The organism is Mesorhizobium sp. M0152, from assembly GCF_040322415.1.
Taxonomy (GTDB): domain Bacteria; phylum Pseudomonadota; class Alphaproteobacteria; order Rhizobiales; family Rhizobiaceae; genus Mesorhizobium.
This window is the reverse complement of record NZ_JAMYTH010000001.1, coordinates 268312-282561: the sequence shown is the minus strand read 5'-3', so window position 1 is coordinate 282561 and position 14250 is coordinate 268312. Positions and strand designations below refer to the sequence as shown.

18 protein-coding genes are annotated in these 14250 nt (G+C 62.9%); 12 read left to right on the top strand and 6 right to left on the bottom strand.

The features are described from left to right. Nucleotides 1-265 precede the first annotated feature (265 nt). Complete coding sequence (locus tag NKJ26_RS01405) at nucleotides 266-913, top strand: MltR family transcriptional regulator (protein WP_352693140.1); 648 nt, start codon at nucleotides 266-268, stop codon at nucleotides 911-913. 14 nt (nucleotides 914-927) lie between these two features. Here the strand turns inward: NKJ26_RS01405 and NKJ26_RS01400 are convergent, their stop codons facing one another. Further along, entirely contained in the window at nucleotides 928-1680 is a 753-nt protein-coding gene (locus NKJ26_RS01400; RefSeq protein WP_352693138.1) for a DUF5677 domain-containing protein, read from the bottom strand. A gap of 230 nt (nucleotides 1681-1910) precedes the next feature. Here NKJ26_RS01400 and NKJ26_RS01395 point away from each other — a divergent pair, with 230 nt between their 5' ends. Next, the gene (locus tag NKJ26_RS01395; protein ID WP_352608374.1) at nucleotides 1911-2168 is read left to right on the top strand and encodes a PepSY domain-containing protein; all 258 of its coding nucleotides are present in this window, start codon (nucleotides 1911-1913) and stop codon (nucleotides 2166-2168) included. A gap of 379 nt (nucleotides 2169-2547) precedes the next feature. Continuing rightward, complete coding sequence (locus NKJ26_RS01390; protein WP_352606966.1) at nucleotides 2548-3024, top strand: hypothetical protein; 477 nt, start codon at nucleotides 2548-2550, stop codon at nucleotides 3022-3024. A gap of 64 nt (nucleotides 3025-3088) precedes the next feature. Here NKJ26_RS01390 and NKJ26_RS01385 read toward each other — a convergent pair whose 3' ends face one another. Both NKJ26_RS01385 and NKJ26_RS01380 read right to left on the bottom strand, forming a co-directional pair. After that, a complete protein-coding gene (locus NKJ26_RS01385; RefSeq protein ID WP_352693136.1) occupies nucleotides 3089-4972 on the bottom strand; it encodes a L,D-transpeptidase family protein in 1884 nt (627 codons plus the stop codon). A 210-nt stretch (nucleotides 4973-5182) separates the two neighbouring features. Beyond that, complete coding sequence (locus tag NKJ26_RS01380) at nucleotides 5183-5929, bottom strand: 3-oxoacyl-ACP reductase family protein (protein ID WP_352693135.1); 747 nt, start codon at nucleotides 5927-5929, stop codon at nucleotides 5183-5185. 192 nt (nucleotides 5930-6121) lie between these two features. Between NKJ26_RS01380 and NKJ26_RS01375 the strand changes: the two genes are divergently transcribed. Both NKJ26_RS01375 and NKJ26_RS01370 read left to right on the top strand, forming a co-directional pair. Further along, nucleotides 6122-6736, top strand: a complete 615-nt coding sequence (locus NKJ26_RS01375) for a TetR/AcrR family transcriptional regulator (RefSeq protein WP_352693133.1) — start codon at nucleotides 6122-6124, stop codon at nucleotides 6734-6736. A 64-nt stretch (nucleotides 6737-6800) separates the two neighbouring features. After that, nucleotides 6801-7196 (top strand): rhodanese-like domain-containing protein, encoded by a 396-nt coding sequence (locus NKJ26_RS01370; protein WP_352693131.1) that lies wholly within the window; start codon nucleotides 6801-6803, stop codon nucleotides 7194-7196. Nucleotides 7197-7209: 13 nt separating this feature from the next. Here NKJ26_RS01370 and NKJ26_RS01365 read toward each other — a convergent pair whose 3' ends face one another. After that, a complete protein-coding gene (locus NKJ26_RS01365; protein WP_352693129.1) occupies nucleotides 7210-8121 on the bottom strand; it encodes an alpha/beta hydrolase in 912 nt (303 codons plus the stop codon). 47 nt (nucleotides 8122-8168) lie between these two features. Here NKJ26_RS01365 and NKJ26_RS01360 point away from each other — a divergent pair, with 47 nt between their 5' ends. Continuing rightward, a complete protein-coding gene (locus NKJ26_RS01360; protein ID WP_352693127.1) occupies nucleotides 8169-8621 on the top strand; it encodes a MarR family winged helix-turn-helix transcriptional regulator in 453 nt (150 codons plus the stop codon). Nucleotides 8622-8633: 12 nt separating this feature from the next. Here NKJ26_RS01360 and NKJ26_RS01355 read toward each other — a convergent pair whose 3' ends face one another. Both NKJ26_RS01355 and NKJ26_RS01350 read right to left on the bottom strand, forming a co-directional pair. Further along, nucleotides 8634-9245 carry a pyridoxamine 5'-phosphate oxidase family protein gene (locus NKJ26_RS01355; RefSeq protein WP_352606980.1) on the bottom strand — a complete coding sequence of 204 codons (612 nt, stop codon included), beginning with the start codon at nucleotides 9243-9245 and terminating at the stop codon, nucleotides 8634-8636. A gap of 71 nt (nucleotides 9246-9316) precedes the next feature. Further along, nucleotides 9317-9670 carry a gamma-butyrobetaine hydroxylase family protein gene (locus NKJ26_RS01350; protein ID WP_352606982.1) on the bottom strand — a complete coding sequence of 118 codons (354 nt, stop codon included), beginning with the start codon at nucleotides 9668-9670 and terminating at the stop codon, nucleotides 9317-9319. Between the two features lie 199 nt (nucleotides 9671-9869). On the opposite strand from NKJ26_RS01350, the gene moaA reads away from it, so the two are divergent. The 6 genes from moaA to mobB all read left to right on the top strand — a co-directional run bounded on the left by moaA (nucleotide 9870) and on the right by mobB (nucleotide 14137). After that, on the top strand, nucleotides 9870-10865 hold the full coding sequence (gene moaA, locus NKJ26_RS01345) for a GTP 3',8-cyclase MoaA (protein WP_352693125.1): 996 nt from the start codon (nucleotides 9870-9872) through the stop codon (nucleotides 10863-10865). 51 nt (nucleotides 10866-10916) lie between these two features. Then, nucleotides 10917-11387 (top strand): hypothetical protein, encoded by a 471-nt coding sequence (locus NKJ26_RS01340; RefSeq protein ID WP_352693123.1) that lies wholly within the window; start codon nucleotides 10917-10919, stop codon nucleotides 11385-11387. Nucleotides 11388-11536: 149 nt separating this feature from the next. Continuing rightward, the gene (locus tag NKJ26_RS01335) at nucleotides 11537-11896 is read left to right on the top strand and encodes a hypothetical protein (RefSeq protein WP_352693121.1); all 360 of its coding nucleotides are present in this window, start codon (nucleotides 11537-11539) and stop codon (nucleotides 11894-11896) included. 138 nt (nucleotides 11897-12034) lie between these two features. After that, on the top strand, nucleotides 12035-12955 hold the full coding sequence (locus tag NKJ26_RS01330; RefSeq protein WP_352606988.1) for a DMT family transporter: 921 nt from the start codon (nucleotides 12035-12037) through the stop codon (nucleotides 12953-12955). Nucleotides 12956-12998: 43 nt separating this feature from the next. Then, entirely contained in the window at nucleotides 12999-13631 is a 633-nt protein-coding gene (gene mobA, locus NKJ26_RS01325) for a molybdenum cofactor guanylyltransferase MobA (RefSeq protein WP_352693119.1), read from the top strand. Beyond that, on the top strand, nucleotides 13628-14137 hold the full coding sequence (gene mobB, locus NKJ26_RS01320) for a molybdopterin-guanine dinucleotide biosynthesis protein B (RefSeq protein WP_352693117.1): 510 nt from the start codon (nucleotides 13628-13630) through the stop codon (nucleotides 14135-14137). Before mobA ends, mobB begins: the two co-directional genes overlap by 4 nt. Nucleotides 14138-14250: the final 113 nt, after the last annotated feature.

Here is a 14250-nt window from a genome sequence, read left to right as displayed (position 1 = left end):
TAACCACCCGAAAAGGTTAGATGATTTGACCTGTACATAAATCTTTGAAGTCGCCGCTGGCGCGTATGGCCTTCTGGCCTCACGCCCAAAACACCGATGCCTACCTCGACCTCTTCTACCCGTACCACGCCGTCATCCCGTGGGAGAATTGTTGCGAGAAGAATTACGACCCGCTGATGAACTGCGCCGGGCGACATGCCTTCATCCGTCGCGACAACAAGGAATATCTGGGCTTTCGCTTCAAAGAGCCGTTCAGGCGAAGCGGATGGCGCAGGAGTTTGGCGGTGAGACCTACTATGCGCTCGACCGCGGCAAGGGGCAGCGGCTGGGAGAAGTGGCGGAAGAAGGTTACAACGAGGCCCTGGCGGAGGGCGAGAGAATGGCCGAAAATAGCGATTACCATAATCGCTTAAACCGACTCATGCAGTTGTTGCAGGACGAGGATGAACGCGGCCTCGTGCTGACCAGCTCCGCTTTTGCGGAAGATCTGTTGGGGCGCCTAATCCGGGCGTTTCTGGTGGACGTGAAGGCAACGGGTGATTTGCTGGACGGCTTCAATGCCCCGCTGGGCACCTTGTCGGCCCGCATCAAGGGAGCCTTCGCGTTGGGCCTCCTGTCGCCGGAGCAGTTTGCTGACCTGGAGCACCTTCGCAAGATTCGGAATGAGTTTGCCCACGCATGGGAAGGATGCAGCTTTGCCCGTCAGGACATCGCCGACCGGATTGCGAAAATGAACCCAACGCGCATCCCCTCCGGCACCGGGAAAGAAGGCGAGATGCCCCACAACAAGCTTCGCTCCTCGATTTCCTGCGTATTGGCGGAACTGGATGTACTTACCCGGCTCGTCGACAGTCGGTACCAGCGTATCCGGCCGCTGGCGATGCACCTGTCCTTGACACCGTACAGAAGTTGACGCGGCGAGGTCCGTCAATCAGCACCATCATCGAAGAAAGGCTGGAGGTCCGTGCGACGATTCTTAAACATCGCCGCCTCTTCCGCGCTGGGCGATTGGAAATAGTCGTGGACGATATAACCAGCGGTGCCTAGGATGACCACAAATTGGTCTAATGACGATAAAAGAGCTTCCTTGCCCATCTCGGCAAAGATGACAACCTCGACCGTATCCTCCGTGTCACCTATGAAATGCTGATCTGATAAGGCTTTGATATTGTTGTGGCTGTGACCGCAAAGGTCTTTGTAGACTGAGCGATATTCGTTATCCAAACCAGCCAATTGGAAGCGTTCGAATATGTTCAAGGTGCGCCCGAGCTTCTCCAGCTTCGCAAGAGCCTTTTTGTGGTCTTCCAACGATTGAGCTGCGCCTGGGTCTTGTTTGAAGAAGTCGAGGAAGGGATTTCCGGCTAAGCCCTCCTGGGTGAGCAGAAGCCAGTCCTTGTGATAGAGCGCAAGCATCTGGTTGTAATACATCGGGTCGTTGCACAGGTTGGCGAGGTCGACAAAGGCCTCCAGATTCGACCGCAAAATAGTATCTATCCCTGCCGACCTTTTGGCTCGGCGGAGTACCATGGCGCTGTCCGTGTTCTCGATGATGACCGCATAAAGGGCCATGACGGCGCGATGGACGCGGTTACCTCGGTCAAATTTGACCTCTGGCAAAAGCCGCATGGTGTCTCTCATCATGTCGACAAGTAGGTCGAACATCACTTCAAGTTTGGGCATGTCATCCCTGCGGAAAAATCGACGAGTCCATCGTTCTGGCGCCTACTACTCGCATGAATAGCAGTCTGCGCGGAAGATAGGCCGGCAATACGTCCTCGGAATCGATCTCGGCACGATTTTCTCGGCAACTTCAAACCACTTGTGGAATGACCGAATGGGTATCCATCACCCTCGGGGAACAAACCTACCCACCAGCGAGTTTCCCTCCGTTGCAACTTTGAGGGAAAACCATGTCCAGGCTCCTGCTGGCGACCAGCGTCGCCGTTGTTCTCGCTGCCGGGCCGTCGCTTGCCGCGGACGAAAAGCCGCTGCCACCGCCCAATGCCAAGAAACTGTCCGACATCATCGCCAAGGTCGAGCAGCGCGACGGCTTCCGGTATGTGAAGGAAGTCGACTGGGAAGATGGCGCCTATACCGTCACCTACTACACCGCGGATAAGGCGAAGGTCGAAATCACCTTCGATCCCGTGACGGCCGAGCCGAGATAACGACCTTCGGCGGATCGTGAGCGGGGCTTGGCCTCCGGTCGGCGGTGCCTTCGTGTCCCGCTTGCGCCGCCCCTCACCTGCCTACCGGCATCCTCTCCCCGTATAGTGACGGGGAGAGGGGTGCAGTTGTCGATGGTTTCGCCAACCGTCAGCGTTCCAGAAAAAGGCGCCGAGCTTTCGGCTGCCCCTTCTCCCCGTCACTATACGGGGAGAAGTGCCCGGCAGGGCGATGAGGGGCGGCGGCGGCCTCGACAATGGTCTCCGCCACAAGTGGGAAACTGTCGTTGGTCGGAGCGATTGCCTGGCCAAGGAGGAGCGCCTCCCCTTGCGCCAATTCGTCTTTGGTGGCTGATTACGGCGGGGCGTCACGGGGGTGGGCATGGCGACGGCGAAGCACGTACTGAAGCGCATCCTGATGATGCTTGCCGGCTATCTTCTTGCCGTGCTGGTCGGCCTGTTCGGCGTGGTGGCGATCTATGCCGCGCTGAGTTCCCTGCCCAACGCGCCGGCGTATTTCGACGTCATGGGCGTCACGCCTATCGCGGCGCTGGTGGTGCCGCCGCTAGGCATGTTCATCTATTTCCTGACGATCGTGGTGACCGGGTCGCAGACGCTGGTCTTCGCGCTGATCGCCGAGTTCTTCTCGCTGCGCAACGCGCTGATGCACATGGTCTTCGGCGCGGCTGCCGCCGCTGGCGGTTTTTTCCTGATCTGGCCGAGTTCGGCGCAGGACATCGATCCCGAACGCTGGGCCGATATCGGCATCATCGCCGCCGCCGGCCTTGTCGCCGGGCTTGTCTATTGGCTGATCGCCGGCCGCGACGCCGGCTTTCGGCGCCCGCTGCTGGAACGCTAGGTCTTTGGTTTTGCGCAATTCCGGACGGAAAACCGTTTCACACTTTTCCTGGAATTGCTTTCGATCAGCTCGACGGCGAGCGCACCGCCTCGGTGGCGTCCAGCGCCTGCTTCAGCCGGGAATCGCGGTCGTAGACGTCGTTGAAATATTCGACCTTGCCCGACATGTCGGGCCATGCGGTGAAATAGGCGACGTAGACAGGGATCTTGCGCGTGACATTCTCGCTGGAATGGCCCTGCTTCAGCTTCTCGGCGACATAGTCGACCGAGGTGCCGAGCACCGCCGCGGCCATGCCGCGCGGATCCTGCAGACGCACGCAGCCATGGCTGAGCGCCCGCATGTCGCGCTCGAAGAACGACTTCTGCGGCGTGTCGTGCATGTAGATCGCGTGCTTGTTGGGGAACAGTATTTTCAGCTCGCCAAGCGCGTTGGCCTCGCTCGGCTGCTGGCGCACGCTGTAAGGAATGTTCGCGCCATAGGCGCCCCAGTTGACGGCCGATGACGGGATGCGCTTGCCGCGAGAGTCGGTCACCTCATAGCCGGCGCGGTCGAGATAGCCGGGATCGCCGCGCAACCTGGGCAGCATCTCGTTGACGATGATCGACTGCGGCACGCCCCAATAGGGATGAAAGTCGACCTGCTCGATCTGGTCGTAGAAGAACGCGGTCTGGTTGGTGGTCCGGCCGATGACGGCACGCGTCTTCAGCTTTTCCTCGCCATTGTCGATATAGCTCGCGGTGAAAGCCGGCTGGTTGATGAAGACGCGCGGGCTGCCGAGATCGGAAGGCAGCCAGCGCAGTTCCTCCAGCGCCACCTGCACCTTGAGCAGCCTGTCGGCCTTCGACGTTCCCGCCAGCGATGCGACGGTGCGCGGCCCGATGACGCCGTCGCCCTTCATGCCCGCCTTCTGCTGCACCGCCTCGATGACCGGCACCAGGTCGGGAACATAGACCTCGCTGGTGGCCAGCCTGGACAGGATCTCGCCATAGGCGCCGCCCATCTGGTCATCGAGATTGCGCGCGATCAGGGTCAACAGCTTCGGCAGTTCGGGGCTGGTCTCGCCCGGCTTCAGCAGCAGCTTGGGATCGACGACGATCTCGTTCTCGGCGCTCGCCTGCAGGGATTCCAGTTCGACGCGCAGCGCCTGGTATTCCGGACTCTGGGGGTGGCGCGATTCGAGATAGGTGCGCACCTGCTGGGTGTGGGCCAGCGTTTTCAGCACACCCTCCAGGTCGAGCGGCTTGGCTGGAAAATCATAGTAGCCGGTCATGCGATTGGGCTCGACACGGCCGCTCTGGGCATCATGGGCGTAGCGCAGGACGCGCGCCGACAGCGCCATTTCGAAACGGACAAGCGCCTTCAGCCGTGCGGCCTCGTCGGCCGTCGAGCCACCGGCGGCGGGCACGTCGACCGTATAGTCGGCCGGCGTCAGGCCATAGCTCGCGGCCTCGCCCAGCACCCGCACCGCGTCCTGAGCACGGCTGTTGGGGGTGGTTCCGCTCACCCAGATGAAGTCGGGATTGGCCGAGTAATAGGCGATCAGCGCCTTGGCGATGTCCGGCTCGGCGTAGAGTTCATAGTCGCCAAGCCCGGCGACCGCGTCGTGGAAGGCCGCGCCCGTGGCCGAGGGGACAAAAGCGGCATCTTGGGGCATGGCCGGCTGCGGGGCGGCCGCCAGCGCCGAGAAGTCGACCCGCGTCAGCCGGTCGGCCTTGTATGTGTAATAGGAGGGGCTGCTGATCTTCACACCGCCGCCGGCCGAGGCTTTCGGCTGTGGGTTTTGTTTTCGTGGCGGAGGCGGAAACTCGCCTTGCGGCGCATGCCTGACGCCGCCCCCGAAAAGCATGTCGAAGAGCCCCTGGGCGCCTGCCTGAGGCGTGCCGAACGCAAGTGTCGCCGTAACAGCCATCAGCGGCATCACGGTCGCTTTGTTGCCGAGGAATTTCATGGACCACCCGCTCCGGCCGCAACCGGTTTCCGTTCCGAACGCTAGACCGTCTCGCCCACCGCATGGCGGATGTAAGACGCGACTATACCGATTCATACCGATTTCGTTAAGCTTTCATAAATTTGCGAAAGCCTGTTGCAGAACAGTTTCACAACATCGTGACGCCGGAGCGGCGGGTGTTTCCGCTCCGGCCTGGAAATACGATCGGTATCAGGCGTTTGCACCGCCATCGATCGTCAGCGCCGTGCCGGTGACGAAACGGCCTTCCGGGCCCGCGAGCCAGGCCACCATGCCGGCGATCTCCTCCGCCTTGCCGAAGCGCGGCGTTGCCATTTTCCGCCGCTGGTGTTCGGCGTGCGGGCCGTCCTTCGGGTTCATGTCGGTATCGGTCGAGCCTGGATGAACGACATTGGCGGTGATGCCGCGCGAGCCAAGATCGCGCGCCAGCGCCTTGGTCAGGCCGACCAGGGCCGCCTTGCTGGCCGAATAGGCGCCGAGACTGGTGTCGGTGACCCGCTCGGCAAGATTGCTGCCGATCGAGATGATTCGACCGCCCTCGCCCATATGCCTCGCCGCCGCCTTCGAGGCGACGAACGGGGCCCTGAGATTGACCGACATGGTGTCGTCGAAATCGGCGAGCGACAGCGTGTCGATGGGTGCCGCGCGCCAGATGCCGGCGCTGTTGACCAGGATGTCCAGCCGGCCGAATGCGGCCGCGGCCTCGTCCACGGCCTTGTCTATGGCCTCGGCGTCGCGATTGTCCGCCCTGATGGCGATGGCGCGGCCACCCTTGGCCTCGATCTCGGCGACGACCGAGCGGGCCTGGTCCTCGCCTTGCACATAAGTCAGCGCGACGTCGGCGCCGTCGGCCGCGAGCCTGCGCGCGATCGCTGCCCCGATGCCGCGGCTGCCGCCGGTGACGAGCGCCGCCTTGCCGCTCAATTTGGTGGAAGGCATTGATTTCTCCTTTATGTAATGATCGACACATAAATATCTGGCAGGCTTGCCCATTCGCGTCAATCCAATTATGTATCGATCATCACAGAAAAGAACACCCTACCTGAAAAACGCCATGTCTGAAAAACGCCCCGGCTGAAAACGCCCGTCTGAAAAACGCCCCGGCTGAAAACGCCCAGTCTGAAAAACGCCATGTCTGAAAGAGGCCGTCCCCGCACCTTCGATCGAACCGCTGCCTTGCGGCGGGCGATGGAGGTGTTTTGGGCCAAAGGCTATGAGGGTGCCTCGATGAGCGACCTCGCCACGGCGATGGGCATCAACTCACCCAGCCTTTATGCCGCCTATGGCAGCAAGGAGGCGCTGTTCCTCGAGGCGACGGACCTTTATTCGCGAATAGAGGGCGCGGACATCTGGCAGGCGCTGGAGGAGGCGCCGACCGCGCGCCTTGCGATCGAACGCTTCTTGCGTCGGACCGCGAAGGCCTACTCGCAGACCGATCGGCCGCAGGGCTGCCTGATTACGCTCGGGGCATTGCACCAGGATTCGAGCCGCGGCGCCATCTGCGACGACCTGCGCCGCCGCCGCGCCGAGAACCAGAAAGCCCTGCGGAGGCGCCTCGATCGCGGCGTAGCCGAAGGCGAATTGCCGGTGGATTTCGACAGCCGCGCCGCAGCGATCTTCTTCGCCACGGTCCAGCACGGCATGTCGATCCAGGCGCGCGACGGCGCCTCGCGCGCCGCGCTGATGGCGACCGTGGCCGGCGCGATGGCCGCATGGCAGACCATGGCGGCCACCGACAAGCCGTGACAAATGCCGGCCGTTGTGCTCGAAATTCGACCTGCCTGCAGAACCGTGCGGCCGGGAGGGACGAGTGAAAAAGGGTTATCGCGAACTGCTGGATGAGGCGAACGCCGAGATCGAGGTGGTTTCGCCGGAGGAAGCGGCAGGCCTGCTTGAAGACGAAGGCACGATCTTCGTCGACCTGCGCGACCCGCGCGAGGTGGAGCGCGACGGCAGGATTCCCGGCGCCGAGCATGTCACCCGGGGCATGCTGGAATTCTGGATCGATCCCGAAAGTCCCTATCACAAGCCGTTCTTCGCCTCGGGAAAGAGCTTTGTGTTCTTCTGTGCCGGCGGCTGGCGCTCGGCGCTGGCCACCAAGACGGCGCAGGATATGGGGCTGTCGCCGGTCAAACACATCCTTGGCGGCTACACCGCCTGGAAAGCCGCCGGATTGCCGGTCGAGCCCGGCGAGAAGAAGAAATAGCTTCGACCGCAGCTCAATGCAGCGGCGCCGGCTCCCGATGCTCCGCGACGAAGCCGACGGCGCGTTCGACGACCCCCTTGTCCGCCAGGATGCGGCGATGGCCGAGCCCGTCGGCCCAGTGGAGCCGCACATGGCCGCCGGCCCCGGCATAGCGCGTTGCATGATCGGCTGACACTTCGCGGTCATCCGGTGCGTGGATGACCAGTGTCGGCACCAGCGCGTGGGCGAGCTGGCGGTCGCCGGTGAACTCGTGCAGCGGCCGGCCGGAAAGATGCTCGACACGGTCCGCCATGGCGACTTGCGAGCGCGGGCCTACATTGAGCATGCGGCTGAAATCGGCGAAGATGGCCGGCAGCGAACTGGGCGCGGCAATCAGCACCAGACGTCCGGCCGCCAGCGGCGGGATGTTCTTGACCGAACCCGCAATGGCATTGGCGGCAACGGCGCCGCCGAAGGAATGGCCGACCGCCGCCGCGAAGGGACCGAACCATTCGCCGGCAACCCGCACCGCGTCCACGGCATTGACCATATTCAGCCGCCGCCCCTGCGACTGGCCGTGGCCGGGAAGGTCGAGCGAAACGACCCTGTAGCCGGCCGCGCGATAGCCTTCGATCAATGCACGCATATATTCGGTGCGCGAACGCCAGCCATGCACGACGAGAACCGTGCCGGCCGCCGCCCTGCCCGGCTCCGGCCGGAATTCGTGCACCGTGACGCAACCGGTGGCGGTCTTCAGCCGATGATGACGCGCCTCCGCCATGAACTCCGCCGCGCGGTCGACGGCACGGCGTTCGCCGTCCGTCAGCGCCTTGGCGTTCGGCGTGCGGCAGAACAATTCGAAAGCCGCGCGCCCGGTGAGGCGCGGCGCGATATGTTCGGCCGCACCAAACACCCCCCGGATGACCTTCAGTCCGAATGATGCCATAGTGAGAATCCATCCATACGTTCAAGCATGAACATAATAGTTCAAAGATGAACAATAAACAAGAGTTACCTTGGGACAACCCGCGGTTTCGCAACTGGGTCGCGGTGGCGCGCGCCTGCCATGTGCTGGAGCGCACGCTGGCGGTGAAGCTTGCGCCGCTCGACCTGAAGCCGGCGCAGCTCGATGTCCTGATGAATCTCTACCGCCACCCCGGCATGTCGCAGCACGACCTTGCCCGCAAGCTGCTCGTCGGCCGCTCCAACGTCACCATGCTCTTGCCGCAGCTGGAGGCACGCGGCCTGCTGCGCCGCGAGGGCGACGAGAAGGACAAGCGCATCCTGCGGCTGGCCCTCACCGAAGCCGGCGAGGCGCTGCTGATGCAGGCGCTGAAAGTGCATATGGCGCTAATCGAGAAGGCGATGAGCCAGTCGACGCCGGAGCAATGCGACATGATCGGCGAGCAGATGCGCAAGATCTACGAAGTGCTGAAAGAGGCGTGACGGCCCGTTCGCCTACCACATCGTCTTCTTGGCTCGCTCCGGCCATTCCTTGTCGTAGGTCTCGCCGTCGATGGCCTTGCGGCTGGTGATTTCCAGGATTTGTCCGGGCGTCGGCAGCGATTTCGGGTCGAGATGCCTGGCCGGGTTCCAAAGCTCGGAGCGAACGATGGCGCGGGCGCACTGGAAATAGACCGAATCGACCTCGATGACGGTGACCGAGCGCGCCGGCTTGCCGTCCACCGTGAATGACGCACAGAGCGCCGTATCCGTGGTGATGTGGGCGCGGCCATTGATGCGCAACGTCGTGCCGGAGCCCGGCACCAGGAACAGCAGCCCGACGCGCGGATCCCGGATAATGTTCTTCAGCGAATCGGCGCGGTTGTTGCCGCGCCGGTCCGGCATCATCAGCGTTTTCGGATCGTGGATGCGCACGAAGCCGGCGAGATCGCCGCGCGGCGAACAGTCCAGCCCCTCCGGCCCGCTGGTCGCCAGCGCAACGAAGGGCGAAGCCTCGATGAAGGCGGCATATTCGGGGATGACATGGTCGAGTTCCTTGACCAGCGAGGCTTCGCCGGGAACGCCATAGAGCGCCTCGAGCTGCTCGACCGTGGTAATGACGGACATCTTTCGTCTCCAAACCTTTGCCGGCGCTACTCCAGCTGTGTGACGTCTTCACGACACCGTCATGCCTACGGCTAGCGATCCCGGCTCAGGCCCTTCTCCGCGAGTTCGGCGAGATAGGCGTTCCAGCGCTCCTCCTTCTCGTGGCCGAGCGTATGCAGATAATTCCAGGTGAAGATGCCGGTGTCGTGGAAATCGTCGAAGGTGATGCGCACCGCATAGTTGCCGACCGGCTCGATCTTCAGGATGGCGACGTTGCGCTTGCCGGGAACCGTCACCCGCTGGTCGGGCGAATGGCCCTGCACCTCGGCCGACGGCGAGGCGACGCGCAACAGCTCCGCCGGCAATTCGAACGGCTGATGGCCGGGAAAGGTGACGGAAAGCAGCTTGCGGTCTTTCGAGACGCGGAGTTCCTTCGGTGCGGTCATGGCGCTTGATCCCGTGGCAATCCCCTTCCCCTACGCTGCTTCGCCAGAGGGGAAAAGATAGTTTGAGGTGAGCCGACATCCGATGTCGGCCGGAGAATGTTACCAAGGACCGCGAAACGGTATCTTGAACCGCGGGCCGGATCGTATCACATAGCGATATATAACGACGCCGTTCACGGCCATGGAAAGTGCTTGAAGCATGAACATGATCGACCCTTTCGGTCGCACGATCAGTTATCTCAGGGTGTCGGTCACCGACCGCTGCGATTTCCGTTGCACCTATTGCATGGCCGAGGACATGGCCTTCCTGCCGAAGAAGGACCTGCTGTCGCTGGAAGAACTCGACCGGCTGTGCAGCGTCTTCATCGAAAAAGGCGTCAGGAAATTGCGCCTCACCGGTGGCGAGCCGCTGGTCCGCAAGAACATCATGCACTTGGTGCGCCAGCTGTCGCGGCATCTCGAAAGCGGCGCGCTGGAAGAACTGACGCTGACCACCAACGGCTCGCAGCTTTCGCGCTTCGCCGCCGAGCTCGCCGATTGCGGGGTCAAGCGCATCAACGTCTCGCTCGATACGCTCGATGCCGACAAGTTCCACAAGATCACCCGCTGGGGCCATCTCGGCAAGGTCATGGAGGGTATCGACGCCGCCCAGGCGGCGGGGCTGAAGGTCAAGCTCAACGCGGTGGCGCTGAAGGACTTCAACGACGCCGAACTGCCCGAAATGATGCGCTGGGCGCATGGCCGCGGCATGGACCTGACCGTCATCGAAACCATGCCGATGGGCGAGATCGACGCCGACCGCACCGACCAATACCTGCCGCTGTCGCTGCTGCGCGCTTCCCTGGAACGACAGTTCACCTTGACCGACATTCCCTTCAAGACCGGCGGCCCGGCGCGTTACGTCGAGGTCGCCGAGACCGGTGGCCGGCTCGGCTTCATCACGCCGATGACGCATAATTTCTGCGAAAGCTGCAACCGCGTCCGCCTGACCTGCACCGGCACGCTCTATATGTGCCTCGGCCAGGAGGACGCCGCCGACCTGCGTGCGCCGTTGCGCGCGTCCGAAGGCAACGAACTGGTCGCCGACGCGATAGACGAGGCCATCGGCCGCAAGCCGAAGGGCCACGACTTCATCATCGACCGCCGCACCAGCCGCCCCTCCGTATCGCGGCACATGAGCGTCACCGGCGGCTGATTTTTTCGCGGATCTGGTGCAGTATCGCCTCCACTGGCTTGGAGGCGAGACATGCGGCATTGTTCATTGCTGGCGGTTGTCATCACTATCGCAGCGACCGATGCGGTCGCCGCTCCCTTCACCTACACCAACGAGCGCTTCGGCACCATCTGCACCTTTCCGGACGATGTCTTCACCGATCGCCAGCCCGAGCCGGACAATGGCGACGGACAGCAGTGGCTGAGTGCCGACGGCGCCAGCCTGATCTGCTCCGGCATCCTCAACATCGACGACGACACGCCGAAAGGCTTTGTCGCTGATGAGAAAGCCAGCAACGAGCCCGGCTACAAGGTCACTTACGGCAAAGCCGGCAAGGACTGGGCGGTGCTGTCGGGCTTGAAGGATGGGAAGGTCTTTTACGAGCGGCGCCTGTTCGGCCCGGATGGCGTCATCCGCACCGTCAGGATCGATTACCCGCCGGCCCTGAGGTCGAAATACGATCCGCTGGTCGGCGCCATCGCCGGCAGTCTCAAGGGCCCATGAACATTTGGGGCCATCTGCATTTCGGGCCCATGAACATTTCGGCCACAGCGCGAACAAATCTTTATCCCTCGACGTGCCCTGATTTACCGGCGGTGTTTTCCCGCCTAGCCTCCATTTCGTAGCGGTCTTTCGCTCCCGGGGGATACATCATGCGCAAACTTCTTCTCTCTTTCGCATTGCTCGGCCTCGCCGCGCTGCCCGCGGCTGCCCAGTCGATCGGCGGCGCCTATACCGTCGCCGGCACCAATTTCGACGGTTCCTCCTATGACGGCGAAGCCACCATCACGCTGACCAGCGGCACCACCTGCACGATCCACTGGGAGACGGGCGGTTCTTCTTCCGACGGCATCTGCATGCGCAACGACGATGCCTTCTCCGCAGGCTACGTCATGGACAAGGACATCGGCCTCGTCGTCTACAAGGTGGAGGACGACGGTTCCCTGCATGGCCTGTGGACGATCGCCGGCAAGGAGGGCAACGGCACCGAGGTGCTGACGCCGAAGAAATAGATTTTTGCTGGCGGCTGTATAGGTTGCGGGGGGCGGAGCCGCCTCCCGGCAAGCTCCGCGGCGCCTGGTACAGTCCTTTACGGTTGCTGTCTGATGCCGGGCTGCTACAGGCTCGCTGCAAAGCAACCGGTAGATGTCTTGCCCCTTTCCCCGAATCTTCGCGGCGCGTTGTTCATGGCGGTGGCCATGGCCGGCTTCACCCTCAACGACGCCCTCACCAAATACTCGTCGCAGTCGATGAACATGGCGCAGGTCATGCTGGTGAGAGGAGCATTCGCCTCGCTCTTCGTCGGTTTGCTCGCCTGGCAGCGCGGCGCGCTTGTCCGACCGCGTTCGATGCTTCAGCCACTGGTGGCGCTGCGCGTCATCGGCGAGGCCGGCGCCACCGTGTCATTCCTCGTGGCGCTTGCCCATCTGCCGATCGCCAGCGTCTCGGCCGTACTTCAGGCGTTGCCGCTGGCGGTGACGATGGGAGCGGCACTTGTCTTCGGCGAAGCGGTCGGCTGGCGCCGCTGGCTGGCGATCGCCACCGGCTTTGCCGGCGTGATGGTCATTGTGCGGCCAGGCTTCGACGGGTTCAGCGTGTATTCCCTCGTGGCGCTGGCCAGCGTCGCCTGCTGCGCGGTGCGCGACCTGGCCACCAAGCGCATCCCTCAAGCCATCCCGACAATGCTGGTTTCGACCGCCACCTCGCTCGCCATGACCGTCGTCGGCGCGGCGCTGCTGTCGCCGATGGGCGGCTGGACGCCGATGACGGCGCAAAGCACGGTGCTGCTGGCGCTGGCCGCGGTGCTCGTGCTCATCGGCTATCAATTCATCATCATGGCGATGCGGTCGGGCGAAATCTCATTCATCGCGCCGTTCCGCTACACGGCGCTGATCTGGTCCATCCTGCTCGGCTTGCTGGTTTTCGGCGATTTACCAGATATGCCAATGATCGTCGGCGCCACGATCGTCGTCGGCTCGGGTCTCTACGCACTCTATCGCGAGCGAGTCGTCGGCCGGCGAAGGATCGTTGCCGAAAGTACCGGACCTGCGATGGCGCCGGATGGAATTTAGCCGGGTCTTGTGATTTCCGACGACAGGCGTACAGGCTCGATGCATGAAGCGCGACATTGCGGGGATCATACTGGCTGGCGGCCAGTCAAGACGGATGGGCGGCGGCGACAAGAGCCTGCTGCCGCTTGGCAGCGGGTGCGTGCTTGACCAGGTCCTGTCGCGCTTTGGCTCGCAGATCGAATCCCTGGCGCTCAGCGCCAACGGCGATCCGGCGCGGTTCTCCCGTTTCGGACTGCCGGTGCTTGCCGACACTGTCGAAGGCTTTGCCGGACCGCTTGCCGGAATCCTGACCGGCCTGGAATGGGCCGTTGCCGGCATGTCTTGCAAGACGATCGTCACCGCGGCCGGCGACACGCCTTTCCTGCCGCTGGATCTTGTCGGCCGGCTGGACGAGGCAGCCGGTCGACATCCCGGCTCGATCGCGATTGCCTGTTCGGCCGGCAGGCGGCACCCGACCTTCGCCCTATGGCCGACGGGCTGCCGCGACGGCCTGCGGCATTTCCTGGTCGAGGAAGACAACAGGCGGGTTTCGGCCTTTATCGAGCGCAACGGGTTCGTCGAAGTGGATTTTCCGGTTGGACAATCCGCAGGCCGGCCGGTCGATCCCTTCTTCAACATCAACGTGCCGGACGATCTTGCCCAGGCCGCTCGCTTGTTGCAGAGCATGACGCCATGAACAGACCTATCTTCGGCATCACCGGCTGGAAAAATTCCGGCAAGACCACACTGACCGAGAAGCTGGTCGCGGAACTCGTGCGGCGCGGCTGGAAGGTCTCGACGGTCAAACACGCCCATCATGATTTCGACATCGATAAGCCGGGGGCGGACAGCTTCCGCCATCGGCAGGCCGGCGCCACCGAGGTCGCGATCGTGTCCGGCAACCGCTGGGCGCTGATGCACGAACTGCGCGGCGAGGACGAGCCGCCGCTGGACGCCATTCTCGCGCGGCTTGCGCCATGCGACATCGTGCTGGTCGAGGGCTACAAGCGCGAAACCCACCTCAAGATAGAAACCAGGCGGCTGCAGGCCAGGGACAGGACTCCGCTTTCGGCGAATGACGGCAATATTGTCGCCGTCGCAGCCGACTTTACCGTCGACGACGAGAGCCTGCCGGTGTTCGATCTCGACGACGTGAAATCGATAGCCGACTTCATCGAGCGCGCGACCGGCCTCGTTGCCTAGGAAGTAACGCAACGGCAGGAAGCCATTGCCGATTTTCATGGTTTTGCAGTTGCTTTTTTCTTGGAAAGAGTGGGAGTATCGCGTCAGCGGGCGGTCAAAAGCACCGCCCCACA

Bases quoted from the DNA above. Each gene is read 5' to 3' on its own strand.
- NKJ26_RS01355 (WP_352606980.1), bottom strand. From the start codon at position 9,245: ATGTCCGTCATTACCACGGTCGAGCAGCTCGAGGCGCTCTATGGCGTT.
- NKJ26_RS01350 (WP_352606982.1), bottom strand. From the start codon at position 9,670: ATGACCGCACCGAAGGAACTCCGCGTCTCGAAAGACCGCAAGCTGCTT.
- NKJ26_RS01340 (WP_352693123.1), top strand. From the start codon at position 10,917: ATGCGGCATTGTTCATTGCTGGCGGTTGTCATCACTATCGCAGCGACC.
- NKJ26_RS01380 (WP_352693135.1), bottom strand. From the start codon at position 5,929: ATGCCTTCCACCAAATTGAGCGGCAAGGCGGCGCTCGTCACCGGCGGC.
- NKJ26_RS01360 (WP_352693127.1), top strand. From the start codon at position 8,169: ATGAACAATAAACAAGAGTTACCTTGGGACAACCCGCGGTTTCGCAAC.
- NKJ26_RS01335 (WP_352693121.1), top strand. From the start codon at position 11,537: ATGCGCAAACTTCTTCTCTCTTTCGCATTGCTCGGCCTCGCCGCGCTG.
- NKJ26_RS01385 (WP_352693136.1), bottom strand. From the start codon at position 4,972: ATGAAATTCCTCGGCAACAAAGCGACCGTGATGCCGCTGATGGCTGTT.
- mobA (WP_352693119.1), top strand. From the start codon at position 12,999: ATGAAGCGCGACATTGCGGGGATCATACTGGCTGGCGGCCAGTCAAGA.
- NKJ26_RS01405 (WP_352693140.1), top strand. From the start codon at position 266: ATGGCGCAGGAGTTTGGCGGTGAGACCTACTATGCGCTCGACCGCGGC.
- moaA (WP_352693125.1), top strand. From the start codon at position 9,870: ATGAACATGATCGACCCTTTCGGTCGCACGATCAGTTATCTCAGGGTG.
- NKJ26_RS01390 (WP_352606966.1), top strand. From the start codon at position 2,548: ATGGCGACGGCGAAGCACGTACTGAAGCGCATCCTGATGATGCTTGCC.
- NKJ26_RS01365 (WP_352693129.1), bottom strand. From the start codon at position 8,121: ATGGCATCATTCGGACTGAAGGTCATCCGGGGGGTGTTTGGTGCGGCC.
- NKJ26_RS01395 (WP_352608374.1), top strand. From the start codon at position 1,911: ATGTCCAGGCTCCTGCTGGCGACCAGCGTCGCCGTTGTTCTCGCTGCC.
- NKJ26_RS01375 (WP_352693133.1), top strand. From the start codon at position 6,122: ATGTCTGAAAGAGGCCGTCCCCGCACCTTCGATCGAACCGCTGCCTTG.
- NKJ26_RS01400 (WP_352693138.1), bottom strand. From the start codon at position 1,680: ATGCCCAAACTTGAAGTGATGTTCGACCTACTTGTCGACATGATGAGA.
- mobB (WP_352693117.1), top strand. From the start codon at position 13,628: ATGAACAGACCTATCTTCGGCATCACCGGCTGGAAAAATTCCGGCAAG.